This window comes from Methylorubrum pseudosasae (genome assembly GCF_029504475.1).
Taxonomy (GTDB): Bacteria; Pseudomonadota; Alphaproteobacteria; order Rhizobiales; family Beijerinckiaceae; genus Methylobacterium; species Methylobacterium extorquens.
Genome location: NZ_JAQGDU010000002.1, coordinates 2313210 through 2339157, shown reverse-complemented (window position 1 = coordinate 2339157; position 25948 = coordinate 2313210). Strand labels below are relative to the sequence as shown.

Here is a 25948-nt window from a genome sequence, read left to right as displayed (position 1 = left end):
TTACGTGTCTCGAACGGCGCGGCGGATCAGCGACCAGTAGCGCACCGGCATCAGGCGCTGGATCAGCAGGGCGCGGCGGGCGTCGGCGCCGATCACCACGCGGGGCGCCCGCGTCTCGATTCCGCGCAGGATCGCCGCGGCGGCTTTCGCCGGGCTCATCGTCAGGAGGCGCTCGAAGGCGAGATGAGCCTCGGCCGCTTCGTGCGGATCCATGGTGCGGGGCCGGCGGGCGTTGCGGGCGATGGCGGTGGCGACCCCGCCCGGATGCACCAGCGTGACGCCGAGCCCGGTGCCCTCGACTTCATGGCGAAGGGCCTCGGTGAAGCCGCGCACCGCGAACTTGCTCGCCGCGTAGGCTGCCTGCCCCGCGGGCGCGATGATGCCGAACACGCTCGACAGGTTGACGATCTGCGCCTGTGCTTGAGCCCTCAGCAGCGGCAGGCAGGCATGGGTCAGCCGCATCACTGCGTGCAGGTTCACGTCCATCAGCCAGTCGATGTCGGCCGGGTCCGTGTCCTCGAACCGGCCGCCAAGCGCCACGCCGGCATTGTTGACGAGGAGGTGCAGCCCGCCGTGCCGGGCCCGGACCGCCTCCGGCAGTGCGAGGAGCGCCTCCCGGTCGGCGAGGTCGAGCACATGCTCGCTGACCGTGACGCCGGCAGCGCGGGTGGCGCGCGCCGTCTCGGCGAGGCCCTGCGCGTCGCGGTCGGCCAGCGCCAGGGCGCAGCCGCGCCCCGCCAGCGCGAGGCTCAGCGCCGCGCCGATGCCGCTCGCGGCCCCCGTGACGAGGGCGGTCCGCCCCTGCAGAACGAAACGCTGAGCCATCTCCGCCTCAGGCGTCCGGGGGGAGGGTTTGCGTGCCGTAGGCCTCGGCCATGGCCTCGATCTCGGCGAGCTTGGCCTGGAACGCCGACCAGTCATCGGCCTCGGCGATCGGCGCCCAAAGCGCCTCGACCTCGTCGATCAGCATCGTGCAGGGTGTTTCGCGGGCAAAGTAAGGGTGGTCGAGGTTGGTCTTGGCGGCGGGGCGCATCGCCTGGAGCGCGGTGTGGACCGGGCGGAAGGCGTCGCTGGCGTAGTGCTCGCCCGCCGGGCTCCGGGCCGCGCGGGGCTCGCTCGCCAGCCCGCCACGCCAGTCGAAGAAGACCTGCTCGAACGGCGCGCGGCTGGTTTCGAGGAAGGCCCAGAATGCGCCGACCAGCCGGTGGACCGCGCCCTCGCCCTCCCCTTGCGCGGGCGTGACCCCGAGCCGGAACAGGATCGCCTCGGCGAACGCGTCCTGAAGCGCCGGGCCGAAGGTCTTCAGCCCCGCCTCCAGCCGCTCCCTCGGCACGAGACCGAGCAGGCAATCGGCCAGTCGGCTCAGGTTCCAGAACAGGGCCTCGGGCTGGCGGCCGAAGCTGTAGAGGCCCCACTCGTCGAAATAGGCCGCGGTGAAGGCCGGATCATGGGCGGGTGCGAAGCGCCACGGGCCGTAATCGAAGCTCTCGCCGGTGACGTTGATGTTGTCGGTGTTGAGCACGCCGTGGACGAAGCCCGCGGCCATCCACTGGGCGCCCATCCGCGCCACCCGCGCCAGCATCGCCTCGAAGAACAGGGCGGCCCGCTCCGCCGGCTCGGCTTCTTGGATGGCGGGATAGTAGGTTTCGACCACGTAATCGACGAGGCGGGCGATCGCCTCGGGCTGTTCGAGGAACTGGAAGCGCTGGAAGGTGCCGATGCGCAGGTGCGCGTGCGACAGCCGCACCAGCACCGCCGATCGAGCCGGGGAGGGCTCGTCGCCCCGCTCCAGCGCCTCGCCGGTCTCGATCAGGCTGAACGACTTCGAGGTCTCGACACCGAGCGCCTCCAGCATGGCGGTGGCCAGCACCTCGCGTACGCCGCCCTTCAGGGTGAGCCGCCCGTCCGCGCCGCGCGACCAGGGTGTCGTGCCGCTGCCCTTGGTGCCGAAATCGAGCAGGCGCCCGTCGCGCAAGTCGTGGACTTGCGCAAACAGGAAGCCGCGTCCGTCGCCGAGATCCGGGTTGTAGGAGCGGAACTGATGGCCGTGATAACGCAGCGCCAGCGGCCGCTCGAACGAGCCGGGCAGGGGTGTGAAGCGCGCGAAATGCGCGATCCACGCCTCGTCCGACAGATCGTCGAGCCCGACGCGCCGCGCCCACGCTTGGTTGCGGTAGCGCAGGATCGCCGAGGGGAAGTCGGCCGGGACCACGACGTCGTAGAGGTCGGGCCCGAGATCGGCGTGGCGGCGCGAGGGTTTGAAAGCGGGCAGGGGTTCGGCTCCGTCCGGTGTGGCGGGAGGAGTCGGGCAGGCGCGGGGGAACGTCAAGCCGACGAAAGGCTGAACCCGGCGGCGGGGAGGGGCGATCCCTTCACCGAATGGCTGATGAGCCCTCCCCTGGCTATTCCGGGGCCGGCGCGGCATGGCATCGGACCGGAACGAGCCTCGCACACGGATCTTCCAGCGTGACCCAAGGCACCACCGGCACCCGCGCCTCTGCGGCGGCTTACCCGATCCTGACGCTGACCACCCTCCTCTGGGCAGGCAACACGGTGGCCGGCAAGTGGGCGGTCGGGGAGGTCTCGCCGCAGGTGCTGACGACCCTGCGCTGGGCCTTCGCCTTCGCGGTGCTGCTCGTGGTGGCGCGCCGTCAGGTTCTGGCGGACCGGGGCCGGCTGGTGCAGCGCTGGCCCTACCTGTTCCTGATGGGGGCGTGCGGCTTCACCATCTTCGCCAGCCTGTTCTACGCCGCCGGCACCTATACCAGCGCGGTCAACGTCGCCCTGATCCAGGGGGCGGTTCCCGTCTTCGTCATGGCGCTGAACCGCGCCGTGCGCCGCGTGCCGGTGAGGGCAGGGCAGGTGATCGGCGCCGCCGTGACCCTGGTGGGCGTCGCGGTGGCGACCACCCACGGCGATCTCGCGGTGCTGGCGCATCTCGGCCTCAACCGCGGCGACGGGCTGATGCTCGCCGCGAGCCTCGTCTATGCCGGCTACACCGTGGCGCTCGCCGGGCGTCCCGCCGTGTCGGGGCTCGCCTTCTTCACCGCGCTGGCGCTGGCCGCCTTCCTCACCTCGCTGCCGCCGCTCGCCGCCGAATGGGCGCTCGGCCACGCGATCTGGCCCACCACCGCGACGGCCTGGGCCATCGTCGCCTTCGTCGCGCTCGGTCCTTCGTTGCTGGCGCAGCTGTCTTTCATCCGCGGCGTCGAGCTGATCGGCCCGAACCGGGCCGGACTGTTCGTGAACCTCGTGCCGGTCTTCGGCGCGGGACTCGCCGTGCTGCTGGCGGGCGAACCCTTCGGCGGGGCCGAAATGCTGGCGCTGCTCCTCGTGCTCGGCGGCATCCTCATTGCCGAGATCGCGGGGCGGCGGGCGGCACGATCCCCAGGCCGTTGAACCGACGAAGGGAAGGACAGCGGCAAGTACAGCGGGAGGCGAGGGGGAGGGCGCTGCTCCGGTCGCAGCCCATCCCGAAATAGATCGCCCTGCGCCGAAATGGATGCCCGCCGGGCGTGCAAAAGCGCGGAAGTCGAAGAACTTAGAACCGTGTGCGATTGCAGCGTGATCGAGCCTGGCTTTGAGGGTTGTGCCTCATCTCATCCGCCCCGGCCCGAACGACGGGCGGAAAAACCTGCACCGCTGTGGGCGGGACACAGATCGGGCCTGAAAACCGGATAATGTTCTTTCGAATCACATTGCGGACCCTCCCCCTCCAGATGCCGTCCTTCCTCGCCCTTGCCGCCGGACGGCTGCCCGCGCCGCCGTGGTTCGGCGACGTCGCTGCCCTGGGCGCGACGGGGATCGCCATCGCCCTGCGCCACGCGCTCGACGACGTGCTGCCGCCGGGCTTCCCGTTCCTGACCTTCTTTCCGGCGGTGATCCTGACGACGTTCTTCTTCGGCCTGCGGCCGGGGATCGTCTGCGCCGTGCTCTCGGGGCTCGCCGCGTGGTACTTCTTCATCGGCGAGGCGAACGTCTTTCTGTTCGATGCGCAGACCGCGCTGGCACTCGGCTTCTACGCCTTCATCGTCACGGTCGACATCACGCTCATCCACCTGATGCGCGTCGCGGGGGAACGGCTGAATGCGGAGCGGGCGGTGAGCGCCCAACTCTACGAGCAGCAGCGCACCATGTTTCAGGAGCTGCAGCACCGCGTCGCCAACAACATGCAGTTCGTGGCGGCCCTCCTCGCCCTTCAGAAGCGCAAGGTCATCGACAATCCGCAGGAAGCGGCCGACGTCTTCGACGAGGCGCAGGCCCGGCTGCAGACGATCGCGCGCATCCATCGTCGCCTCTACGACCCGGCGCGGGCCGACCAGCCCGTGGGCCAGTACCTGCAGGAGCTCAGCTCCGACCTGCTCGACGCGACGGGCGCGCGCAACATCGTCTGCCTCGTCGATGCGCCGCCGGTGCGCCTCGATCTCGCCCGCCTGACCACCCTGTCGCTCCTCGTGGTCGAGGTGGTGACGAACGCCCTCAAGCACGCCTTCCACGGGACCGAGCGCGGCACCATCACCATCCGGTTCGAAACCCTCGGAGCGGGGCAGGCGTCGCTCAGCATCGCCGATAACGGGCCAGGCATCCCCGCGACCTTCGATCCGGACACGAGCCGCAGTCTCGGCTTCCGGATCGTTCAGGGGCTCGCGGGCCAGCTCGACGGCACGCTGACCTACGCCAACGAGGGCGGCACGGTGGTGCGCCTCGTCTTCGTCACCGGTCCGACGGACGCCTGACGGAGCGTCCGCGAGCCATCGCGGTCGGCCGGGGCAGGGCGCCTTCGCGTGAGGCGCAAGGCCGATGCAGGCTCATGCGTCCGACAGAGTGCCTGCGCGCCGTTTCCGGCCGTGGATCCGGCGCCCGTTCATGTCTCTCGCAGCCCATCAAAGCCGTTCGCATAAGATATATTATGGAACGTTGGGGTGGGTGCGGATGCCCTTTCAGGTATCTGTTAACCATAAATCCCCGGCGCTTTCCCGGTTTTCGTTCCTTCGAGACCGATCCGGCCTGCGGCACGCACGCATTGGAGTGGACCTCTCGCAATCGTCACAATCATCGGGCAACAGTCGGAGACATCGGGAAACAGAATCGGCTGCCAGACGTTTCGCCATGTTCCACCGCCCGCTCTCCGGTCTCATCCTCGCCACCGCCCTCGCCGGCCCGCTCGGCCTGTCCGGCGCCCGCGCGCAGCCCGATGCGCCGCCGGTCGTGGCGCCGCAGATGCCGGCATCTGTCGAGCGCCTGCCGACGAAGCTGGCACGGCTCGCCTCACAGCTCGGGCGTGACGGCGATGTGCGGATCGTCGCGTTTGGCTCCTCCTCGACGGAAGGGGCGGGCGCGTCGTCACCGGCCATGGCCTACCCTGCCCTGCTCGAGCGCGACTTGGAGGAGCGCCTCCAGATCGGCGCATCGAGCCGGCGCTCGATCACCGTGATCAACCGCGGCAAGGGCGGTGACACCGCCGAGGCGATGGCGCGGCGCTTGGAGCGCGATGTGCTGGCCGAGCGCCCGGATCTCGTGGTCTGGCAGACCGGCAGCAACGATCCGCTCGCCGGGGTGCCGCTGGAGCGTTTCGTCGAACTGACCCGCGCAGGCATCCTGGCGATCCGCGCCACCGGGGCTGACGTGGTGCTGATGGACCAGCAATGGTGCAGCAAGCTCTCGGGGCATGGAGGGCGCCGAGCGCTACGGGGAGGCTCTGCACGCGCTCGCCACCGAACTCCGCGTGCCGGTGATCCGCCGCCGCGCCCTGATGCAGTCCTGGGTCTCGCACGGTTTGATGACCCCGGCCCAGATGATCGGCCCCGACGGCCTGCACATGACCGATGCCGGCTACCGCCAGCTCGCCAAGGCGGCCGCCGCCCAGATCCTCGTCGGCGCCGGCCTGATCCAGCCCTCGATCGCCCGGAACTGACCGGGGCAGGGGCGGCTTTCGCAAGCATGAAGCCCCCTCCCCGCGCCGTTACAGCCCGCGCTGTCGCATGAAGCAGGCCGAACTCACCGAAGCGGCTCTGGCCGCCTTCCTCGACGCCTTCTACGCCCGGGTGCGCCGCGATCCGCTGATTGGGCCCGTCTTCGCGGCCAAGATTCCGGACGAGGCGTGGCCGCGCCATCTCGCCACGATCCGCGATTTCTGGTCCTCGGTGCTGCTGAAGACCGGCCGCTACAAGGGCAACCCGTTCGGTCGCCACCTCGGCATCGAGGGGATCAGCCCTGCGCATTTCACGCGCTGGCTCGGCCTGTTCGAGGAGACGGCCAGGGAAGTTTTCGTGCCCGAGATCGCGGGGATCCTCGTCGAGCGGGCACATCGGATCGGCGACAGCCTGAAATCCGGGCTGTTCTTCCGGCCGGAGATGCCGGCCGTAAGACCCTGATCTTCTTTAGAGCATCGTCCTGGATATCGGATCTAGGACGATGCTCTAACCTTTTGTTCTTGCATCATTTTTTCCGAAAGCCGGCAACCACCTTTCGGGATGATGCTCTAGAGATCGACGGTCGCCGTCAGCCCGTCATAGGCCGGCACCACGTGTCCCGGCAGCTTCTTGGCAAGCGTGGCGTAGTCGAGATCGGTGTGGAGGTTCGTCAGGATGGCGCGGCGCGGCGCGACCTCCTCGATCAGGGCGAGCGCGTCCGAGACCGAGTAATGCGACGGGTGAGGGGTCTCGCGCAGGGCATCGATGATGAGCAGGTCGAGGCCGTGCAGGCGGGCCTTGGCCGCCTCGGGCATCAGGCTCACGTCCGGCGCGTAGGCGGCGGGGCCGAAGCGGAAGCCGTGGGCGATCTCGTTGCCGTGCTCCATGCGGAAGGCGTCCGCCACGATCGAACCGCCCGCGCCCGCGATGGTCAGCGGTTCATCCGCCCGCATCTCGTGCAGATCGAGGATCGGCGGGTAGAGGCTGCCCGGCGGCGTCTCGAAGGCGTAGCCGAAGCGCTTCATGAGGAGCGCGTGGGTGAGGGGGTCGGCATGGACCGGGATGCGCCGGTGCATGTGGATGACGAGCGGGCGCACGTCGTCGATGCCGTGGGTGTGGTCGGCATGCGCGTGGGTGTAGAGCAGGGCGTCGAGGCGGGTGACGCCGGCGTCGATGAGCTGTTCGCGCAGGTCAGGCGAGGTATCGACCAGCACCGTCGTGGCGCCCCCTCCCCCGTTTCCGTCCCCTTGGCGCCGCTCCACCAGCAGCGAGCAGCGGCGGCGGCGGTTGCGCGGCTCGGCCGGGTCGCAGGCGCCCCAGCCGTAACCGACCCGCGGCACGCCGCCGGACGAGCCGCAGCCGAGGATGCGCAGGCTCAAGCTCGGCATGCGCCCTCCCCCATCCTCATGCGGCGATTCCCTCGATCGCGGCGGCCTTGGAGAACAGCCGGTAGAAGTTCGCCGTCGTGCGCGCGGAAAACTCCTCGAAGGGCAGGCCGAGCGCCTTGGCCAGCACGCGGGCGGTGTCGGCGGTGTAGGCCGGCTCGCAGCGTCGCCCCCGGTGCGGCTCGGGCGCGAGGAACGGCGCGTCGGTCTCGACCAGGATGCGGTCGAGGGGCACGCTGCGGGCGATGTCGCGCAAAGCGTCCGAGCGGCGGAAGGTGACGATGCCGGAGAACGAGACCGACAGGCCGAGTTCGACCCCGACTTCAGCGAGCCGCGCGCCCGACGAGAAGCAGTGCAGCACCGCCTTGAACGGCCGCCGCGCCATCTCGTCGGTGAGCACCGCTTCCATATGCGCGTCGGCGTCGCGGGAATGGATCACCAGCGGCAGGCCGGAGAGGCGGGCGGCCTCGATATGGGCGCGCAGCACCCGCTCCTGCACCGCCTCCGGCGCGGCGTCCTCGTAATGATAGTCGAGCCCCGCCTCGCCGATGCCGACGCAGCGCGGGGCATCGGCCAGCGCGGCGATGGTGTCGGCCGGCACGTCAGGCTCCTCGGCGGCGCCGTGCGGGTGGGTGCCGACCGTGTACCACACCGCCGCGTGCGCCTCGGCGAGCGCGCGGTAGCTGTCGGCCTTGGCGACCCGCGTCGAGATGGTGAGGAGGCGCGTCACGCCGGCCTCGGCCGCGCGGGCGATCACACCCGGAATGTCCTGCGCGAAGTCCGGGAAATCGAGGTGGCAGTGGCTGTCGACCAGCATGGTCTCTTTGGCGGATTTTCTTGGGGGGAAGGAGCGATGCGGGGAGGCGGCGTCAGGCCGTCGCCTCCGGCTTCTCGAAGCGGGGGAAGATCGGGGCCGGGGCGGGCAGCGCCGTGCCGCCCTGCAGGCGGTGCTCGGCGCCGGTAAAAGCGAAGCTGCGTGCGTTCACCGGCACGGCGAGCAGGTCGAGCAAGGCCGCGCCCGCCGTCGGCACGAAGGGCTGCACCATCAGGCCGACCCGGCGCAGGGTCTCGACCGTGACGTAGAGCACCGTGTTCATGCGCGCCGGATCGGACTTGCGCAGTTTCCACGGCTCTTCGGAGGCGAAGTAGCGATTGGCCTCGCCGACCACGGCCCAGATCTCGGCCAGGATGGCGTGCAGGGCGAGATTCTGCATCAGCCCCCGTGCCTTCTCCGGCAGGGCGGCGGCGGCGGCGAGCAGGCGTTCGTCGGCTTCGGTGAAGGCACCCGGCTCCGGCACCGTGCCCTCACAGTTCTTGGCGATCATCGAGAGCGAGCGCTGGGCGAGGTTGCCGAGGTCGTTGGCGAGGTCCGCGTTGATGCGGTTGATGATCGCCTCGTGGTCGTAATTGCCGTCGCTGCCGAACGGCGCCTCGCGCAGGAGGAAGTAGCGCACCGGATCGACGCCGTAGGTGCCGACGAGATCGAGCGGATCGACCACGTTGCCGAGCGACTTCGACATCTTCTCGCCGCGGCTGAGAAAGAAGCCGTGGCCGAACACGCGCTTGGGCAGCGGTAGCCCGGCCGACATCAGGAAGGCCGGCCAGTAGACCGCGTGGAAGCGGACGATGTCCTTGCCGATGATATGCAGGCTCGCCGGCCAGAACCGGGCGTTGGGCGCCTGCGCATCGGGAAAGCCCGTCACCGTCAGGTAGTTGGTCAGGGCATCGACCCAGACATACATGACGTGGCCCGGCCGGTCCGGCACCGGCACGCCCCAGTCGAAGGTGGTGCGGCTGATCGAGAGATCCTTGAGGCCGGAGCGCACGAAGCTCGCGACCTCGTTCATCCGCGTCTCAGGGCCGAGGAAGTCCGGCTGCTCCGCGTAGAGCTTGAGCAGGGGTTCCTGGTACTTTGATAGACGGAAGAGGTAGTTTTCCTCCTCCATCCACTCGACGGGCGTGTCCGTCTTGATCGAGCGGCGGTTGCCGTCGGGGCCGAGCGCGGTCTCGGCCTCGTCGTAATAGGCCTCGTCGCGCACCGAGTACCAGCCGGCATATTTGGCGAGGTAGATGTCGCCGTTGGCCTCCATCCGCCGCCACAGCTCCTGGGCCGCAGCGTAGTGGTCGGCTTCCGTGGTGCGGATGAAGCGGTCGTAGCTGCAGTCGAGCCGGTCGGCCACGGCCTTGAAGCGCCCGGCCATGTCATCGACGAAGGCGCGCGGCGTCACGCCGGCGCGGGACGCCGTCTGCTGGATCTTGAGGCCGTGCTCGTCGGTGCCGGTGGTGAACAGCACGTCGCGCCCGTCGAGGCGGTGGAAGCGGGCGATGGCGTCGGTGGCGATCACCTCGTAGGCGTGGCCGATATGCGGCGCGCCGTTCGGGTAAGAGATCGCCGTGGTGATGAGGAAGGGCTCGTTCGCCTTCTCGCTCGCGCTCACGTCAGAAGATGTCCCGGATGCGAAGGTCGGACTGTCATGCCTTGTGGCGCGCAACGTCCCGCGACGCAACCGGCCTGCCGGGTGCCGGAGGCCGACGCGCGAAGGAGGGCGCCGCGCCGTCCGCACCCGGCCCGAAACCGCGCTCCTTGTGCAGACGCAAAAGAGCCCTGCCGGGACCCGGCAGGGCTCTTTGAACGTGCAGCACTCGTGTAGGGTCGAGGGCGCTTAGGCGGCGCGCTGGGCGCCGACGGGCAGGACGTTCTCGTTGCCGATCTTGACGACGGCGCGCTTCGCGGAAGCAGGCGCAGCCCCGCCGACGGCCGCGAACTCGCCGGCAGCAGCGGTATCGGCCTTCGGACCGAGACGGTTGGCCACCAGGGTGACCAGAGCGATGTTGGCGACGCCGGCAGTGAGGGCGGCGAGCAGAGCCAGGGAGATCATGGTGGGCATCCCGTGCGGTTTGTTGCGTTGCAGCGTATGTGCCACCAACGGGGCCATTCTGGTATACCAAGCACCAAATGCCAGATATTCGCTGGACGCATGTATCGAGCGTTCCGAGGCCTGAGCCCCGAGCATTTTGCATTATGGTGCTATAATACCCAACATCCTGTTCTATTTTGCATGGACACGGCGGGGATCATCGGGTTAATCCTCGGCGGCGCTGCGAACGACCGGCAAGGTTCCAGTGTGCGTCAAAAGCGTTGGCCCACCCTCGCCGACGACTTCGAGGACAGTTTTCATGTCAATCGCCAAGGTTCGCCAGCCTGAAGAGCAGTGGATCGAGCTCCCGGAGCCGAATCTTGACCGTTACATGCTGCACTCCTGCAGCCGCGCTGCGAACGACAACCGCCGGCCGTCCGGCGAGATCTTTCGCGTCGTGCAAATCGGCGCCTGCGTGGTCCTGATCGGTGCAACCACCCTGATCAGTGCTTTGATCTGACAGGCGCCGTGCGGGCGCGAGGCCGGAAAAAGTCCGGCCTTGCCCACTGACGGCTCGCGCTCGATCCGTCCGGTGCTGTTCTCAGCCTATTAAGACGTTAACGGAATCCGCGTCGCCGCCGCCAATTCACGAAAGGCCGCGAGCACCAGTGGCCGGCGGTCGAGATTGTAGATCGCGGCCTCGCGGGCCGAGGATGCGATGCGCTCGGCGGCCTCCACCAGCGCCAGCAGCCGGGCCGGGCCCTCCCCTTGCCGCCGGTCGATCTCGGCGGCGACGTGGCGCTGGATCGCGTCGAGAACGGTGGCGAGCAGGGGTTCGGCGTCGCGGCCGGCAAGCGTTTCGGCCAGCTTGAGCACGCGCCGCCCGTCCGGCTCGGGCAGGCCGGCGAGAAGGGCCGAGACTTCCGCCTCGACCGCGGCGGTGGCGGGGTCGAGAAGCGCTACCGCGCGGGCGACCGAGCCCTCGCAGAGCGAGACGGCCCGCGCCAGAGCCGCCGCGTCGGGCCGGGCGAAGGGCGCCGGAAATTCTTCGATGATCGCGCGCACGTCCGTCTCCGGCAGCGCACGCAGCGTCAGGGCCCGGCAGCGCGAGCGAATCGTCGGCAGTAGGCGGCCCGGCGCGTGGGAGACGATGAGGAAGATGGCGCGGGGCGGTGGCTCCTCGATCATCTTCAGGAGCGCGTTGGCGCTGTTGGCGTTCAGATCCTCGGCGCTGTCAACGATGCAGACGCGCCAGCCGCCCTCCCCGCCCGCGGTGGCTCCGAACAGCGCAAGCGCCTCGCGGGCGGCATCGACCGAGATGCGGGTCGGCAGCGTCTTGGCGCCCGGCGCCTGGACCCGGCGCAGCGCGACCAGATTCGGGTGCGACAGGGCCGTCACCTGCCGCGCGGCCGGGTGATCCTCCGGTACGTCGAGGGAATCGGGGGAGGGGAGCGTGCGCGGGTCGGCCACGAGCCGGCGCGCGACCCGGTAGGCCAGCGTCGCCTTGCCGATGCCGGCAGGACCGCCGATCAGCCAGGCATGATGGAGCCGGCCCGCGGCCAGCGCCCCCGCGAAGGCCGCTTCCGCGTGACCATGCCCGAAAAGGCGGGTCTGTTCGCGGGGGCGCGGGACGTGGGCGAGGTCGCCCGCCTCGGCCTCGGTGCGGGCGTCGCGGGCGGTCCGGGCGGAATCAGGCCGCATGGCCGTGTCCTTCCCGCGCCTTATCCTCTTGTCCCTGCCCTTCTCCCAGGGCTGGCAGCAGATCCGGCCACCGGGCGGCGATGGCGTTGGCGATGTCGGTCTCGACCGCATCGGGGCCGAGATCTGCGTCGATGACGCGGCAGCGCTCCGGCTCGGCCTCGGCGATGCTGCGGAAGGCCGTCCGCAGCCGCTCGTGGAAACGCATGCCCTCGGCCTCGAAGCGGTCGGCGGGTTCGCCCGCCCCGCGCCGCCGCGCCCGGGCGAGGCCGGCCTCGGGCGGCAGATCGAGGATGAGGGTAAGGTCGGGGTGCAGATCCTCGAGCGTCACCCGCTCCAGGCTGTCGATCAGCGCCGGATCCAGGCCGCCCGCCGCGCCCTGATAGGCGCGGGTCGAGTCGGAGAAACGGTCGCACAGCACGATCGCGCCGCGGTCCAGGGCCGGGCGGATCAAGTTCTCGATGTGGTCGATGCGGGCGGCGGCGAACATCAGCGCCTCGGCGAAGGGCCCGTAGGGCTTGGCCACGCCCCGCAGCAGCGCCGCACGCAGGGCTTCCGCCCGTTCCGTCCCGCCGGGCTCGCGGGTGGTCACCACCTCGCGCCCGCTCACCCTGCGCAAGGTCTCGGCCAGGCGCGCGATCTGGGTGGACTTGCCCGCCCCCTCCCCGCCCTCGAAGGTGATGAAGACGCCCCGTGGCGCATCGCTCGACATGGATTGCGGGCTAGCACAGTAGGCGACGGGGCGCGACCTAATCAGCCGCGCGCCTAGTTGGCCATGGCGCCCTTGCGCCCCGTAAGCCAGGAGGCGCCCAGCACCACGAGGCCGACGGCGGCGATCAGCAGGGTCGAGGCGGCGTTGATCTCCGGGTTCACCCCGAGGCGGACCTGGCTGTAGATCCGCATCGGCAGGGTGGTGGCGCCGGGCCCCGAGACGAAGCTCGCGATCACGAGATCGTCCAGCGACAGGGTGAAGGCGAGCAGGAACCCGGCCGCGACCGAAGGCGCGATCAGCGGCAGGGTGATGCCGAAGAAGACGCGGGCCGGCCCCGCGCCGAGATCGGCGGCGGCCTCCTCCAGCGAGCGGTCGAGGCCCTTCAGGCGCGCACCCACCACCACCGCGACGAAGCCGGTGGCGAAGGTCGCGTGTGCGATGACGAGGGTCGCGATGCCCCGGTCGAGGCCGATGCCGACGAAGAGCAGCAGCAGCGACAGGCCGGTGATGACTTCCGGCATCACCATCGGCGCGTAGAGCAACCCGGTATAGGCACCGCGCCCCCAAAAACGCCCGTGCCGGTCGAGCGCCAGCGCGGCGCAGGTGCCGAGCACCCCGGCGATTGCCGCCGACAGGACGGCAACCTTCAGCGAGACGAGGGCCGAGGCGATCAGCGGCCCGTCCCGGAACAGCACCCCGTACCAGCGGGTCGAGAACCCGCCCCAGACGGTCACGAGCTTCGAATCGTTGAAGGAATAGGCGACCAGCACGAGGATCGGCGCGTAGAGGAAGGCCAGCGCGAGGGTCAGCGCCGTGCGGGCGAAGAGGCTCATCGCTGAGCCCCTTCCTGAGCCCCTTCCACCGCTTCCTCGCGGCGCAACTCGGCCTCGCGGAACAGCACCACGGGCCCGACCACGAGGATCAGCAGCAGCACCGCCACCGCCGAGGCCAGCGGCCAGTCGCGGTTGGAGAAGAACTCGCTCCACAGCACGCGCCCGAGCATCAGCGTGTCGGAGCCGCCGAGCAGATCGGGGATGATGAACTCGCCGACCATCGGGATGAAGCAGAGCAGCGCCCCGGCGGCGAGACCGGGCAGGCTGAGCGGCAGGGTGACGGTGAAGAAGGCCCGCGCCCGCGACGCGCCGAGATCGGCGGCGGCCTCGGTGAGCGCTGGATCGAGCCGGCTCATCACCGCGTAGAGCGGCAGCACCATGAAGGGCAGGTAGGCGTAGGTGAGCCCGATCAGCACGCCATAGGGGCTGTCGAGGATCGGCAGCGGCGCGGCGATCAGGCCGAGTTTCAGCAGGGCCGCGTTGAGCAGCCCCTCGGGCTTGAGGATCGCGATCCAGGCATAGACCCGGATCAAAAAACTCGTCCAGAACGGCACGATGACCAGCGCCACGAGGATCGGCTGCCAGCGCGCCGAGGCGCGGGCCATGGCGTAGGCCGTCGGCGTGCCGATCCCGACGAGGATCGCGGTGGCGAGCGCGGCATAGCCCAGCGAGGAGAGGGCGGCGTCGCGGTAGAGCGCGTCGGCCGCGATCATCTGGTAGTTCTGGAAGTCGAGCGCCTCGAAGAACTCGCGCCAGCCCTCCAGGCCGCCATCCCATTCCAGCAAGGGCAGGTAGGGCGGCTGCGCGGTGGCCGGCGAGGAGAAGCTGATCTTCAGCGTCACCGCGAAGGGCACGAGGAAGAACAGCGCCAGCCACAGCAGCGGCAGGCCGCGGACGAGACCGCGCCCCAGGCGCTGAGACAGCCGCCCCGCATGCCCGGGGGCAACCGGCGACGCGCCGTCATCGCCGGTCGGTCGCGACAGCCCGCTCATGCCGGCAGGATCCAGGCGGCTTCCGCGGGCACCTCGAGGGTGACGGTCTCGCCGGCGGCCGGGATCGGGCCGGGCGCCGGCAGGGCGGCGGAGGCGCGTAAGGTCGTGCCGTTCGCCATCTCGACCCGGTAGCGGATGCGGTCGCCGAGGAAGGTCGCCTCGGTCAGACGGCCGGACAGCCCATGGGTCCCTCCCTCCCCGCTCACGATCAGGCGCTCGGGGCGAACCGCGATCACGACCGCGTTGCCCGCCTCGCCCTCGCCGCTCGCGCGCAGGATGCCGAAAGCCGTCTCGACGCTGCGGCTGCCACCCGGCTCCGCCCGCCCGAGGCGGCCGTCGATCAGGTTCACGTCGCCGAGCAGACCCGCGACGTAGCGGCTCGCCGGCCGCTCATAGAGCGCGCGCGCCGGCCCCACCTGCACGAGGCGCCCGCTTTCCATCACCCCGATCCGGTCGGCGAGCGCCATCGCTTCCTCGGCATCGTGGGTGACGACGATAAAGCTGGTGCCGAGCCGCCGCTGGATCGCCCGCAACTCGCCTTGCGTCTCCTCGCGCAGGGCCCGGTCGAGCGCGCCGAGCGGCTCGTCGAGGAGAAGGAGGCGCGGTTCGCGGGCCAAGGCGCGCGCCAGGGCCACGCGCTGGCGCTGGCCGCCCGAAAGCTTGTCGGGGCGGCGCGCCTCGAAGCCTTCGAGCCGCACGAGCCGGAGGAGGTCCTTCACCCGCCCGGCGATCTGCGCCCGGCTCAGGCCCAGACCTTTCAGGCCGTAGGCGAGGTTGGCCGCCACGCTCATATGCGGGAACAGCGCGTAGGACTGGAACATCATGTTGACCGGCCGCCGGTGCGGCGGCAGCGCCGTCAGGTCGGTCTCGCCGAGACGGATCGTGCCGGAATCCGGCGTCTCGAACCCCGCCACCATCCGCAGCAGGGTGCTCTTGCCGCAGCCGGACGGGCCGAGCAGGCAGAAGAACTCCCCTTCCGCGAGGTCGAGGGAGACCGCATCGACGGCCGTATGCGCGGAAAAGCGCTTGGTGACCCGCTCCAGGCGGAGCCTCTGGTCCGGAAGGGGAGTGCTGGCGTGCAAGATGGATCTTCGGACCAGTGCCGCGACGGATCTTGGCGACGTAGCGTGGGAAATCGGCCCTGAGAAGCGCTGGCATCGGGAGCGTTTTTAGGCGTCCTCCCGCAGCGCCTCCTGCACCCGAGCCTCCAACAGGTCGGGACGGCGGATGACGAGGGCGCCGCGGGTGCGGTCGATCAGGCCTTCGCCCGCCATCACCGTGAACTCGCGGGTCACCTGCTCCCGGCGGCAGCCGATGCGGGCGGCCAGCACGTGGTGGTAGGGCGGCGGCGTCACCACCCGCTCGCCCACGGAATCGTTCCCCTGCCCGGCCCGCGGCACGGAGAGGCGCAGCAATTCGGCGTAGAGACGGTGGCGCAGGTCGAGCAGCGCGTGCTCCATCAGCCGGGTGTTCAGTTCGCGCACGCGCTTGGCGAGCAGGCGGAACAGCCGGTCGGCGATGACCTCGGAAGCGAACACGATCTGGCGGAAGACGGGGGCGGGTACGACACAGACCTCGCCCCGGGTCAGCGCCGTGACGTTGGCCGAGCGGCCGATGCCGTCCAGCGCTGCCAGCTCGCCGAAGAAGGCGCCCACGCGCATCTCGCCGAGGATGACCTCCTTGCCGGATTGCGACCGGTTGAGGATCCGCACCTCCCCCATGGCGAGGAAGTACACGTCGGTGGAGATGTCGTCGTAATCGACGAGCGTCTCGTTCTCGTCGAAGCGCCGCCAATGGCAGCGCGTCTCGAATGGGGAAAGATCGACACCCGGTTCCTTGAAGAACGGGATGCTCGCCAACCGGGCTGTCGCCACGCCTCTTGTACCTTAGTCTACGCGCGTAGACTGAATGGTGAGGCTCCTGCCGGGGCGGGTCAAGTCGCCGGGCGCGGCGGCCGGACGATTGACGTGGACGGCGCGGGCCTCCGGCCGGCACCGATTCCGCCGGAGGCAGGCCCGACGCCCCGAGTACGACTCAACGGTGGCGCTTCGCGAGGCCGTCAGGGCACCAAAAGATCTGAAAGAGAGGCACTTAGCCGAAGAACGAATAAGGACTCTCTCGTCGGCTTCCATGAACTTGCCCGTCGCGCAACAAGTTTTTTGTACTTCAAGTAATCATTTTCCGCGTGATTTTAGGGGTCATTAACCGTAAAGTTTGGGCACCCATCAGAAGCAATCGCGGAGTTAACCGATGTTGGCTGGTTACCGTGACTTATTTCTGCAGGACGCTTTCAAGGTAGGACTGATTTCATCTTCGGGGATCCGCAATGATATCGGATGCCTCATTTGGGACGAGACACCCGATGGTGTCGATGTCGAAGTTGGCCCAGATGTCGTCGTTCCTGATTCTGTGCGCTTGTTCATCGGCTGCATGAAGATCGATTGTCGTTGCGCCGTCGTCGAACGCGAGGGTTGCCGTCTTCATCTCGCCTTTGTCCGCTGAGGCGGCGCCGCGATGGCGTCCGCTGTGGGCACCTGAACCGCCAAGCATTTGCAAGACCGCGCGATCTGTAGGAGTCGTGACGCCACGATTTCACGAGCGTGTGAGCACCCGCACCCGTAAGGGCCGGACACGAGGCTAGCTTCGCCGCTCCCGAAGCGGACGCTCGGCCTATGGACGATAGTTTTTTCCTGAGCGCGGCACTGATCGTGCTGGCGCTTGCGCTGTCCGGTCCGGTGGGCCTGCTGCTGGCGCTGCGGCAGCGGCAGCATATCCGCGTGCTCGAGCGGCGCCTCGCTCTGGTGGAGGCGCGTCCGGTCGCCGGCTCCGGGCCGATCACGGCCCCGATGACGACCCCGATTCCTGTTCCGGAGCCGGCTCGTCCGGAACCGGCGCCTGCCGCGGTGCCGCCCGTTCCCTCCCCTGCCCTTCCGCCTGTGCCGCCGCGCGGTGCGGTTCCGGCCGTGGCACCGGAGCGGCCGATCTCGGCCCCCGCCCCGTCCATCGAGGAGCGCTTCGGCACTCGCTGGACCGTATGGGTCGGCGGCCTCGCCCTCGCCTTCGGCGCGGTGCTGCTCGTGCGCTACTCGGCCGAGCGCGGCCTGTTCGGGCCGGGCGTGCGCATCGCGGGCGCTCTTGCCCTCGCGCTCAGTCTCGTCGGGCTCGGAGAGTTCCTGCGGCGGCGCCTGCGCGGGTCGGAGCCCGTGCCTCCGATCTGGCCCGACGTGCCGGCCATGGTGACCGCGGCGGGCACGGTCGGCCTGTTCGGTGCGGTCTACGCCGCGCACGCCCTCTACGGCTTCATCGGGCCGGGCCTGGCCTTTGCCGGACTGGCGGCCACGGGCCTTGCCGCCATGGTCGCCGCCCTGCTGCACGGGCCGGCTTTGGCCGGCATCGGCCTCGTCGGTGCGCTCGCCACGCCGCTCCTCGTCGGGGGCGGGGGGACGAGCCTGTGGCCGCTCGCCCTCTACCTGCCGGTGGTGGCGGGCAGCGCCTACGCCTTCGCCTGGCTGAAGGGCTGGCGCGCGCTCGCGGTGGCGGGCGGCCTTGGCGCGGCGGCCTGGGCCCTGTTTCTCACCATCCTGCCCGGTGAGAATGTCGCCGTGCAGGTCCACCTCGTGCTGCAGCAGGTGCTGGCGATCCTCGTCTTCGCCGTCCTGCCGGGGCGCGGCGTGCCGGACACAGAGGCGCGCCTCGATCGCTTCGCCGCGCTCGCCCTCGCGGCGACAGCGGGCGTGGCGCTGGCGGTGCTCGGCCTGACGGCCCATGCCGGCAGCGGCCTGGCTTGGGCGGCCGCGGCCCTGGCGGCGATCGTCCTGCCTGCGCTCGCGGGTTTCGTCGCCGCACCCGCCGCCGCGGGTGGCGCCGTCGCGGCCCTGACGCTCGCCGGCGCCCTCGTGCTCTGGCCGGAGGCGGCCGAGCCCGCGAGCACCCCCTTCTTCCTCCTCTGGTACGGCACGGACCAGCCCGGTCTGCTGCTGGCGCTGGCGGTAGCCGGATCGCTCGCGGTCGCGGGGCTCGGCACGCTGCGGCTCCTGGGCGGCAGCCGCCTGCCCTATGCCACCGCGCTGGCCTTCGCGGCGGGCGCGGCGGTGACGCCCCTCGCGGCCCTCGCCCTGGCCTATCTGCGAATCACGGGCGGCGCCGTGGCGCCGGACTTCGCCGCCGCCGCGGGGGGGCTGGCTGCCGGATTCTGCGGTCTTGCCGTCCTGTGCCGGCGGCAGGGCGACGCCACCCCCTCCCCGGCCCTCACGCTCGGGCTCGGCGGCTTCGCCGCGGCTTCGGTGGCGACCCTGTGCCTCGGCCTCGTCTTCGCCCTCGCGGGCGGCTCGCTGACCCCGGCTTTGGCCGGGGCGGCGCTCGCGACTGGCCTGATCGCCCGGCGCCTCGACATCCCGGCCCTGCGCTGGTGCGTGGCCGGTCTGGCCGTCATCGTCGCGGCGCGGCTCGCCTGGGACCCTGCCCTGATCCGGGGCGGCCTGTCGGACCGGCTCATCCTCAACGGGCTCGTGACCGCCTACGGCCTGCCGGCCCTGTGCTTCGGCCTCGCTGCCTGGGCGATCCGCCGCCCGGACCGCTTGGCTGACATCCCGGAGCAGGTGGCCCAAGCCCTGAGCCTTCTCCTTTCGGGCCTGTTTGTCTTCCTGGAGATCCGTCACGCGCTCCACGGCGGCACTCTGGCCGATCCGGGCACGAGCGTGTTGGAACAGGGGCTGACGACGCTGACCTCCCTCGGCTTCTCCCTGGTGCTGGTGCGATTCTCCGGTCCCGCGGCCTCGCCGGTGATCCGCTTTGCTGGCCTCGCCTTCGCCTGCCTCGCCCTGTTCCAGGGCGCGCTCGGGCTCGGGCTCGCCGCCAACCCGCTCCTGACCGACGAGCCAATCACGGGCGGCCTCATCCTGAACGACGCCGTGCTCGCCTACGCCCTGCCGGCCGCGGCGGCCTTCGCCCTGGCGCGGGCGGCGCGGGGCGTGCGGCCCGTCTGGTTCGTGCGCATGGCCGGCGGTCTGGGGCTGGCCCTGAGCTTCCTCGCCCTGTGCCTCGCCGTGCGCCACGGCTTCCAGGGCGAGCGGCTCGGTCTCGACCGCGAGACGGGACAGGCGGAGTGGTATGCCTACTCGGCGGTGTGGCTCGGCCTGGGCCTCGTCGCCCTCGGCTACGGCATCCTGCGCGGGTCGGCGACCGCGCGGCTGGCCTCCGCCGTGCTGGTGGGGCTGGCGACGCTCAAGGTGTTCCTGTTCGATCTCTCGGGCCTGGAGGGGCCGCTGCGGGCGCTCTCCTTCCTCGGGCTCGGCGGCTGCCTGATCGGCATCGGTCTCGTCTACCAGCGCCTCGTCTTCGCGCCCGCTCCCCGGCCGGCCGCGCCGGATGCGTGAGCTGGTCCCGTTCCGGCACGTCGCCGGTTTACGGCATTGACCGTCGGCTAACCGGTCGCGGTCATTCTAAGGGGGAGCCACGTTGCGTATCGGCTCGGTCGTGCGAACGACACCCCCCGCCGTCCCGCGTGGACGGCGGGGACGCCCGCACCGGCTCGACGGAGCGGTTGCGACGCCGCCGAACGCCCTCTCCCCACCGACACCACCACGGCGCTGAACGGGTGAGCCGGGCCAACCCGCCGGTGACGATCCGTCAATTCGAGGGCGGCCCCGCGCGCTTCCGACCCGTCTCGGGGCTTGGCAGGTCCCGTGCCTGATCCTTTAAAAGGGGGACCGGTCCCTTGTCCCTTCGTCTCGGCAGGGCCATGGGTTCGGAACCGAGCAGACGGGACAGAGAGCGCATGGCGAAGGCGGCGGACGAAGACGAGCAGGCCATCGACCGCCTGACCCTGTACATGCTCAAGGAGACCTACTGCGCCGCCGCGGGCGCCCTGATGCGGATGAGCCCGCAGGCGGCCGGGGTCCTGTTCGAAGCCTTCGAGCGGCAGATTGCCGACGCGCTCCAGCGCATGCACGCGCACCGCTCGGAGGGGCCGGATTCGACCGCGATCGCCCTCGCGGTCGGCGACCGGATCGCTGACATCCTCGATCAGGCCCATCGCCGCCAGTTCGAGCCGGTGACCGCGCCGGGACTCGAGGACCGCAGCCTCAAGGCGGTGCGGGAGACGGGCATCTCGAACGAGGCGGTCGAGATGCTGGCGGACCTCCAGCGCCGCTTTCCCCTGCCCTGAACCGTCGCCGCGCGGAGAGCGCGGCGACGGGGGACGGTTCTACTCCGCCGGCACCACCCGCGGTGTCAGGGGCGCCGGTTCATCCTCGAACGGGCGCTCGGGGTGCATGGTGAAGGCGAGGCCCGCGCCCAGAAGCAGCAGGCCGACCGACCCGGCAAACGGCAGGATCCAGTTGCCGGTGAGATCCACGATCAGGCCGAAAGTGAGCGGCGAGACGATCGCGGCAAAGGCCGAGCCGAAATTCATCAGCCCGCTCGCGGTGCCGGCATATTGCGGGGCGATGTCCATCGGCACCGACCAGATCGGCCCGATCACCAGTTCGAGGAAGAAGAAGCCGCCGCTCAGCAGCAGCGCCACCAGGGTGAGATCCTTGGTGAAAAACACGCCGGCAAGGCAGGCGGCGGCGCCCAGCATGCCGAGGCAGATCACGTTGCGGCGCGCCTTCTGCAGGTCGCCGGTCTTCTTCAGGATGCGGTCGGAGACCACGCCGCCGAGCGTGTCGCCGACCACGCCCGCGAAGAACACGCCCGAGGCGAACAGGGCCGAGTTCTTGATGTCGAGGCCGTAGCCGTCCTTGAAGAAGGAGGGCAGCCAGTTGAGGTAGAGCCACAGCGACCAGCCGTAGCAGAAATAGGTCAGCGTCACGGGGGCCATGCGCGGGATCAGCCGGCGCCACGGCACCGGCGGTTTGGCGGCCGGCTTGGCAGTCCGGTCGCGGATCGCCAGCCGCTCCAGATCCTCGTTCGTGACGCTCTTATGCTCGCGCGGGTCGTCCCGGTAGTAGAACACCCAGATCAGCACCCAGGCGAAGCTGACGATGCCGAGCACGACGAAGGCGCCGCGCCAGCCGACATAGGCCATCATCAGCACGACCAGCGGCGGCGTGATCGCGTTGCCGAAGCGGGCGAACGAGTGGGTGATGCCCTGCGCGAAGCCGCGCTGGTCCTTGGCGACCCAGGACTGCATCGCCCGCGTGGCGGTGGGGAAGGTGGCGCCCTCGCCGAAGCCGAGAGCGAAGCGGGCCAGGAACAGCGAGACCACGCCGCCGACGAAGCCAGTCGCCACCGTCGCCGCCGCCCAGATCAGTCCGCAGATGAACAGCGTGCGCCGCGCGCCCCATTTGTCGGCCATGGCGCCGCCGATGATCTGGAACACCGCGTAGGGGTAGGCGAAGGCCGAGAAGATGAGGCCGAGTTCGGTGTTGCTGAGGCCGAGTTCACCCTTGATCGCCGGGCCGGCGGTGCCGACGTTGACCCGGTCGACATAGGTGATGAAGTACATCAGGCAGAGCAGGAACAGCACCATGCCCGGCGCCGTCACGCGGCGTGGGATCGTGATCATCGGGGCTTCCTCCAGTTTTTATGAGCAATCGCCCCGGGCTCCGCATCTGACGCGCGGCTTGGCCCGAGGCGTGGGCGTTCGGGAAAAGATCAGCCGTCGAGGCCGGAGCGCAGGCTCGCCATGGCGGCAAGCACGCCACCGGGCCGGTGCGGAACGCCGGCAGCCGCCAAGCCCATCTCGACGCCGGACAGGGCGCCCATCAGGGTCAGGTCGTTGGTCTCGCCGAGATGGCCGATGCGGAAGATCTTGTCGGCGAGCTTCGACAGCCCGGCGCCGAGCGACATGTCGAATTTCTCGAGCACCAGGGCGCGGAAGGCGTCAGCCCTCTTGCCGTCCGGCATCATCACCGCGGTGAGCACCGGCGAGTGTTCGTCCGGGTTCTGGCATAGCACTTCGAGGCCCCAGGCCTCGACCGCAGCGCGGGTCGCGGCGGCCAGCCGCTGGTGGCGGGCGAAGACGTTGTCGAGCCCTTCTTCGAGCAGGATCGCCACCGCCTCGCGCAGGCCGTAGAGCAGGTTGGTGGCCGGCGTGTAGGGGAAGTAGCCGTTGGCGTTGGGCTTCAGCATCTCCTCCCAATCCCAGTAGGAGCGGGGGAGGTTGTTGGACTTTCCGGCAGCCCGTGCCTTCTCCGAGATCGCGGTGAAGCCGAGGCCCGGCGGCAGCATCAGGCCCTTCTGCGAGCCGCTGACGGTGACGTCGACACCCCACTCGTCGTGGCGGACATCGACCGAACCGAGCGAGGAGATCGTGTCGACCAGCAGCAGCGATCCGGATGGCCGGCGGCGTCGATCGCTTTGCGGATGGCGGGGATGCGGCTCGTGACGCCGGTGGAGGTCTCGTTGTGGACCACCATCACGGCTTTGAAGGAATGGCTGCGATCCTCGGCGAGCTTCGCCTCGACCAGGGCCGGATCGACGCCGTGGCGCCAGTCGCCGGGCACGAACTCGACCTCGATGCCCCACCGCGCCGCCATCTGCCGCCACAGGGTGGCGAAGTGCCCGGTCTCGAACATCAGCACCCGGTCGCCCGACGAGAGCGTGTTGACGATCGCCGCCTCCCAGGCCCCCGTGCCGGAGCCGGGATAGATCACCACCGGTCCCTTGGTGCGGAAGATCGTGCGGCACCCCTCCAGCACCTCGCGGCCGAGCACGCCGAAGTCCGGCCCGCGATGGTCGATCACCTGCCGGTCCATGGCGCGCAGCACCCGCTCCGGCACCGGGCTCGGGCCCGGAATGTGCAGGAAGTGTCGTCCGGTGCGGTGCGTCATGGTCCCTCCCGTTGGGCCGGATGCCGGGTGCTTCACGTCGGGCCCGGTCGTTTCATCCCGTAGGTTTGCATTCATTTTTGGCCGAGACAAGAAGTATCATGCCTACATTCGTCCCATCGACGGCGGTTGAGCCCGCTGCTACCAATCGGTCATGACTTCCGCCATGACACTCGCCGAACGCGAATCGGAGGGCGCGGACGGCCCGATCCCCCTCCCCGCCCGGCTCCCGGCCGAACTGCCGGCCAAGCCGCGGGAAAACCTCGTGCATTCCCTCCACGACGAGGTGCTGGCGCGGCTGCGGGAATTCATCGTCGAGGGCAATCTCGCGCCGGGCGCCCGTGTCCCCGAACGGCTCCTGTGCGAACGCTTCGGCATCTCGCGCACGCCCCTGCGAGAGGCGCTGAAGGTGCTGGCCTCGGAGGGACTGATCGATCTGCTGCCGAACCGCGGCGCGCGGGTGCGCCGGATCGGCGAGCAGGAGATTGTCGAACTCTTCGACGTGATGGGCGGGTTGGAGGCCCTGGCTGGTCGCCTTGCCTGCGAGCGCATCACGGACGAGGCCTTTGCCGAGATCGAGCGGCTCCACCATGAGATGTACGGCCACTATCTGCGGCGCGACCTGCACGGCTACTTCGCCTGCAATCAGGCGATCCACGACCGGATCGTGGCGGCCGCCGGCAACGGGCCGTTGAGCGCCACCTATGCCGGCTTCGCCGGGCGCCTGCGGCGGGCGCGCTACTCGGCCAATCTCGACGCCAACCGCGACCGCTGGGGCGAGGCGATGCGCGAGCACGAGGAAATCCTCGACGCCCTGCGCCGCCGGGCCGGTGCGGAACTCAGCGACATCCTGTTCCGCCACCTGCGCAACAAGCGGAAAGCCGCCGCCGACCGGGAGGCCGCGCAGCCTTTTTCCAGCGAGCCGACCCCGGCCTCCATCGATTGATGTCGGTACAACCCATCATTTTTGAATGCATTTTGCGCGACCAGACGGCCCGGATATGCCCCGCTTCGCTGCCAATCTGAGCCTGCTGTTCACCGAACGGCCTCTGCTCGACCGGTTCGCCGCGGCGCGCGCCGCCGGATTCGTGGCGGTGGAGATGCAGTTTCCCTATGCCGAGACGAAAGAGGCGTTGGCGCGCCGCCTCGCGGAGACCGGCCTGCCGCTCGTGCTGCACAACCTGCCGCCCGGCGACTGGGCGGCGGGCGAGCGCGGCATCGCCATCCTGCCCGACCGGGTGTCCGAATTTCGCGAGGGCGTCGCGCGGGCGATCGACTATGCCGGGGCGCTCGGATGTCGGCAGATCAACTGTCTTGCCGGGCTCATACCGGCCGGCATCGAGCGGGCGCGCCTTCTAGCAATGCTGACCGAAAATCTCGCCTACGCCGCCGACGCGCTGGAACGCGCGGGCCTTCGCCTGCTGATCGAGCCGATCAACGACCGCGACATGCCGGGCTTCTTCCTGAATCGCCTCGCCGATGCTGCGGCTGTGATCGAGGCGGTCGGCTCCGAAAACCTCTTCATCCAGGCCGACCTCTACCACATGACTATGATGGGCGAGGATCTGGCAGGCAGTCTCACAGCCCACCACGCCCGCATCGCCCATGTCCAGATCGCCGACGCCCCTGGCCGCCACGAGCCCGGCACTGGCCGCATCGATGTCTCCGCCGCGTTCGCGACCCTCGACCGCCTCGGCTACGACGGCTTCATCGGCTGCGAATACCTGCCCGCTTCCGGCACCGAAGCCGGCCTCGGCTGGATGTCCGCCTACAGATAGTCCCGGGATCCCAAAGGGATCATCCCTTTGGCGGGGCGCCGGGGCAGAGCCCCGGCATTCTTCCAGGGCTCTGCCCTAAACCCGCGAAAGGACTCGTCCTTTCGAAACCTCGTCTTCAGAAGATCGGCATGCCGCCCGCGACGGTGATGAGGGCGCCGGAGGTGTAGCTGCTCTCTTCGGCCGCCAGCATCACGTAGGCCGAGGCGAGTTCCGCCGGCTGGCCGGGGCGGTTGAACGGCACTTGGCTGCCGAAGGTCTTCACCGCATCCTCGCTCATCCCGGCGGGAATGAACGGAGTCCAGATCGGGCCGGGCAGCACGCCGTTTACGCGGATGCCCTTTTCGGCGAGCAACTGCGCGAGGCCGAGCACCATGTTGCTGAGCGCGCCCTTGGTGGCGCTGTAGGCGAACAGGGTCGGCACCGGGTGCTTGGAATTGACCGAGGAGGTGAAGATCACCGAGGCGCCGGGCTTGAGATGCGCCAGCGCTGCCTTGGTGGCGTAGAACGGGCCGAAGATGTTGGTCTGGAAGTGTTTTTCGAATAACGCGTCGTCGATGTCGGTGACGCCCTGGTTCGGCTGCTGGAAGGCGGCGTTGTTCACCAGGATATCGAGCCGGCCGAATTCCTTGGCCGTGCGCTCGACGATCTCGCGGGCGTAGGCCGCGTCCTTGATGTCGCCGGGGAGCAGCAGGGCGCGACGGCCCGCCTTCTCGATCCAGTTGCCGACGGCCTCCGCATCCTTCTGCTCGTCGGGCAGGTAGGAGATCGCCACGTCGGCGCCCTCGCGGGCATAGGCGATGGCCACTGCCCGGCCGATGCCGCTGTCGCCGCCCGTCACCAAAGCGGCTTTTCCGGTGAGCTTGCCGGAGCCCTTGTAGCTCTCCTCGCCGTGATCCGGCTCGGGCGCCATCTTCGCCGTCTTGCCGGGGAAACTTTGGGGCGGCGTCTCGAAGGGCGGGCGCGGGTATTTGGTCAGCGGATCGGTCATCACGGCTCCTTTTGAGGGATT

At 69.8% G+C, this 25948-nt stretch carries 23 protein-coding genes and 2 pseudogenes; 10 read left to right on the top strand and 15 right to left on the bottom strand.

Annotation, left to right across the window (positions count from 1 at the left end):
- Both M2437_RS11885 and M2437_RS11880 read right to left on the bottom strand, forming a co-directional pair.
- The gene (locus M2437_RS11885) at nt 1–825 is read right to left on the bottom strand and encodes an SDR family NAD(P)-dependent oxidoreductase (RefSeq protein ID WP_253387523.1); all 825 of its coding nucleotides are present in this window, start codon (nt 823–825) and stop codon (nt 1–3) included.
- Nucleotides 826–832: 7 nt separating this feature from the next.
- A complete protein-coding gene (locus M2437_RS11880) occupies nt 833–2329 on the bottom strand; it encodes a protein adenylyltransferase SelO (protein ID WP_253387522.1) in 1497 nt (498 codons plus the stop codon).
- Nucleotides 2330–2466: 137 nt separating this feature from the next.
- Between M2437_RS11880 and M2437_RS11875 the strand changes: the two genes are divergently transcribed.
- From M2437_RS11875 to M2437_RS11860, 4 genes and pseudogenes are all read left to right on the top strand, one after another.
- Nucleotides 2467–3399, top strand: coding sequence for a DMT family transporter (locus tag M2437_RS11875; protein WP_253387521.1), 933 nt, complete (start codon nt 2467–2469; stop codon nt 3397–3399).
- Nucleotides 3400–3719: 320 nt separating this feature from the next.
- Nucleotides 3720–4736 (top strand): sensor histidine kinase, encoded by a 1017-nt coding sequence (locus M2437_RS11870; RefSeq protein ID WP_253387520.1) that lies wholly within the window; start codon nt 3720–3722, stop codon nt 4734–4736.
- A gap of 373 nt (nt 4737–5109) precedes the next feature.
- Nucleotides 5110–5914: pseudogene (locus tag M2437_RS11865) on the top strand (SGNH/GDSL hydrolase family protein).
- Between the two features lie 67 nt (nt 5915–5981).
- Entirely contained in the window at nt 5982–6374 is a 393-nt protein-coding gene (locus M2437_RS11860; protein ID WP_253387519.1) for a group III truncated hemoglobin, read from the top strand.
- A gap of 107 nt (nt 6375–6481) precedes the next feature.
- On the opposite strand, the gene M2437_RS11855 is transcribed toward M2437_RS11860, so the two are convergent.
- From M2437_RS11855 to M2437_RS11840, 4 genes are all read right to left on the bottom strand, one after another.
- The gene (locus M2437_RS11855; protein WP_253387518.1) at nt 6482–7300 is read right to left on the bottom strand and encodes an MBL fold metallo-hydrolase; all 819 of its coding nucleotides are present in this window, start codon (nt 7298–7300) and stop codon (nt 6482–6484) included.
- Between the two features lie 16 nt (nt 7301–7316).
- Nucleotides 7317–8114, bottom strand: coding sequence for a TatD family hydrolase (locus tag M2437_RS11850; RefSeq protein ID WP_253387517.1), 798 nt, complete (start codon nt 8112–8114; stop codon nt 7317–7319).
- A gap of 52 nt (nt 8115–8166) precedes the next feature.
- Nucleotides 8167–9735, bottom strand: coding sequence for a methionine--tRNA ligase (metG, locus tag M2437_RS11845; protein ID WP_056464609.1), 1569 nt, complete (start codon nt 9733–9735; stop codon nt 8167–8169).
- Nucleotides 9736–9960: 225 nt separating this feature from the next.
- On the bottom strand, nt 9961–10176 hold the full coding sequence (locus tag M2437_RS11840; RefSeq protein ID WP_253387516.1) for a hypothetical protein: 216 nt from the start codon (nt 10174–10176) through the stop codon (nt 9961–9963).
- 298 nt (nt 10177–10474) lie between these two features.
- Between M2437_RS11840 and M2437_RS11835 the strand changes: the two genes are divergently transcribed.
- Nucleotides 10475–10675, top strand: a complete 201-nt coding sequence (locus M2437_RS11835; protein WP_003602060.1) for a hypothetical protein — start codon at nt 10475–10477, stop codon at nt 10673–10675.
- An 89-nt stretch (nt 10676–10764) separates the two neighbouring features.
- Here M2437_RS11835 and M2437_RS11830 read toward each other — a convergent pair whose 3' ends face one another.
- The 6 genes from M2437_RS11830 to M2437_RS11805 form a co-directional block, all read right to left on the bottom strand.
- Complete coding sequence (locus M2437_RS11830; protein ID WP_253387515.1) at nt 10765–11856, bottom strand: DNA polymerase III subunit delta'; 1092 nt, start codon at nt 11854–11856, stop codon at nt 10765–10767.
- The gene (tmk, locus tag M2437_RS11825; protein ID WP_253387514.1) at nt 11846–12565 is read right to left on the bottom strand and encodes a dTMP kinase; all 720 of its coding nucleotides are present in this window, start codon (nt 12563–12565) and stop codon (nt 11846–11848) included. The genes M2437_RS11830 and tmk overlap by 11 nt, the downstream gene beginning before the upstream one ends.
- 53 nt (nt 12566–12618) lie before the next feature.
- Entirely contained in the window at nt 12619–13398 is a 780-nt protein-coding gene (locus M2437_RS11820) for an ABC transporter permease (protein ID WP_253387513.1), read from the bottom strand.
- A complete protein-coding gene (locus M2437_RS11815) occupies nt 13395–14390 on the bottom strand; it encodes an ABC transporter permease (protein WP_253387512.1) in 996 nt (331 codons plus the stop codon). Before M2437_RS11815 ends, M2437_RS11820 begins: the two co-directional genes overlap by 4 nt.
- Entirely contained in the window at nt 14387–15472 is a 1086-nt protein-coding gene (locus M2437_RS11810; protein ID WP_253387511.1) for an ABC transporter ATP-binding protein, read from the bottom strand. Before M2437_RS11810 ends, M2437_RS11815 begins: the two co-directional genes overlap by 4 nt.
- Nucleotides 15473–15559: 87 nt before the next feature.
- Entirely contained in the window at nt 15560–16264 is a 705-nt protein-coding gene (locus tag M2437_RS11805) for a Crp/Fnr family transcriptional regulator (protein ID WP_015952371.1), read from the bottom strand.
- A gap of 376 nt (nt 16265–16640) precedes the next feature.
- Here M2437_RS11805 and M2437_RS11800 point away from each other — a divergent pair, with 376 nt between their 5' ends.
- From M2437_RS11800 to M2437_RS11790, 3 genes are all read left to right on the top strand, one after another.
- Nucleotides 16641–16892, top strand: coding sequence for a hypothetical protein (locus M2437_RS11800; RefSeq protein ID WP_012255321.1), 252 nt, complete (start codon nt 16641–16643; stop codon nt 16890–16892).
- A gap of 170 nt (nt 16893–17062) precedes the next feature.
- Entirely contained in the window at nt 17063–19765 is a 2703-nt protein-coding gene (locus M2437_RS11795) for a DUF2339 domain-containing protein (protein WP_253387510.1), read from the top strand.
- 401 nt (nt 19766–20166) lie between these two features.
- Entirely contained in the window at nt 20167–20556 is a 390-nt protein-coding gene (locus tag M2437_RS11790) for a hypothetical protein (protein ID WP_253387509.1), read from the top strand.
- Nucleotides 20557–20595: 39 nt separating this feature from the next.
- On the opposite strand, the gene M2437_RS11785 is transcribed toward M2437_RS11790, so the two are convergent.
- A complete protein-coding gene (locus tag M2437_RS11785; RefSeq protein WP_253387508.1) occupies nt 20596–21897 on the bottom strand; it encodes an MFS transporter in 1302 nt (433 codons plus the stop codon).
- A gap of 89 nt (nt 21898–21986) precedes the next feature.
- A pseudogene (locus M2437_RS11780) lies at nt 21987–23164 on the bottom strand (pyridoxal-phosphate-dependent aminotransferase family protein).
- 163 nt (nt 23165–23327) lie between these two features.
- Here M2437_RS11780 and M2437_RS11775 point away from each other — a divergent pair.
- Together M2437_RS11775 and hyi are read left to right on the top strand one after the other, a co-directional pair.
- Complete coding sequence (locus M2437_RS11775) at nt 23328–24107, top strand: GntR family transcriptional regulator (RefSeq protein WP_253387506.1); 780 nt, start codon at nt 23328–23330, stop codon at nt 24105–24107.
- A gap of 55 nt (nt 24108–24162) precedes the next feature.
- Nucleotides 24163–24939, top strand: coding sequence for a hydroxypyruvate isomerase (hyi, locus tag M2437_RS11770; RefSeq protein ID WP_253387505.1), 777 nt, complete (start codon nt 24163–24165; stop codon nt 24937–24939).
- 115 nt (nt 24940–25054) lie between these two features.
- Here the strand turns inward: hyi and M2437_RS11765 are convergent, their stop codons facing one another.
- Nucleotides 25055–25927, bottom strand: a complete 873-nt coding sequence (locus tag M2437_RS11765; RefSeq protein WP_015952377.1) for an SDR family oxidoreductase — start codon at nt 25925–25927, stop codon at nt 25055–25057.
- Between the last annotated feature and the right edge of the window lie 21 nt (nt 25928–25948).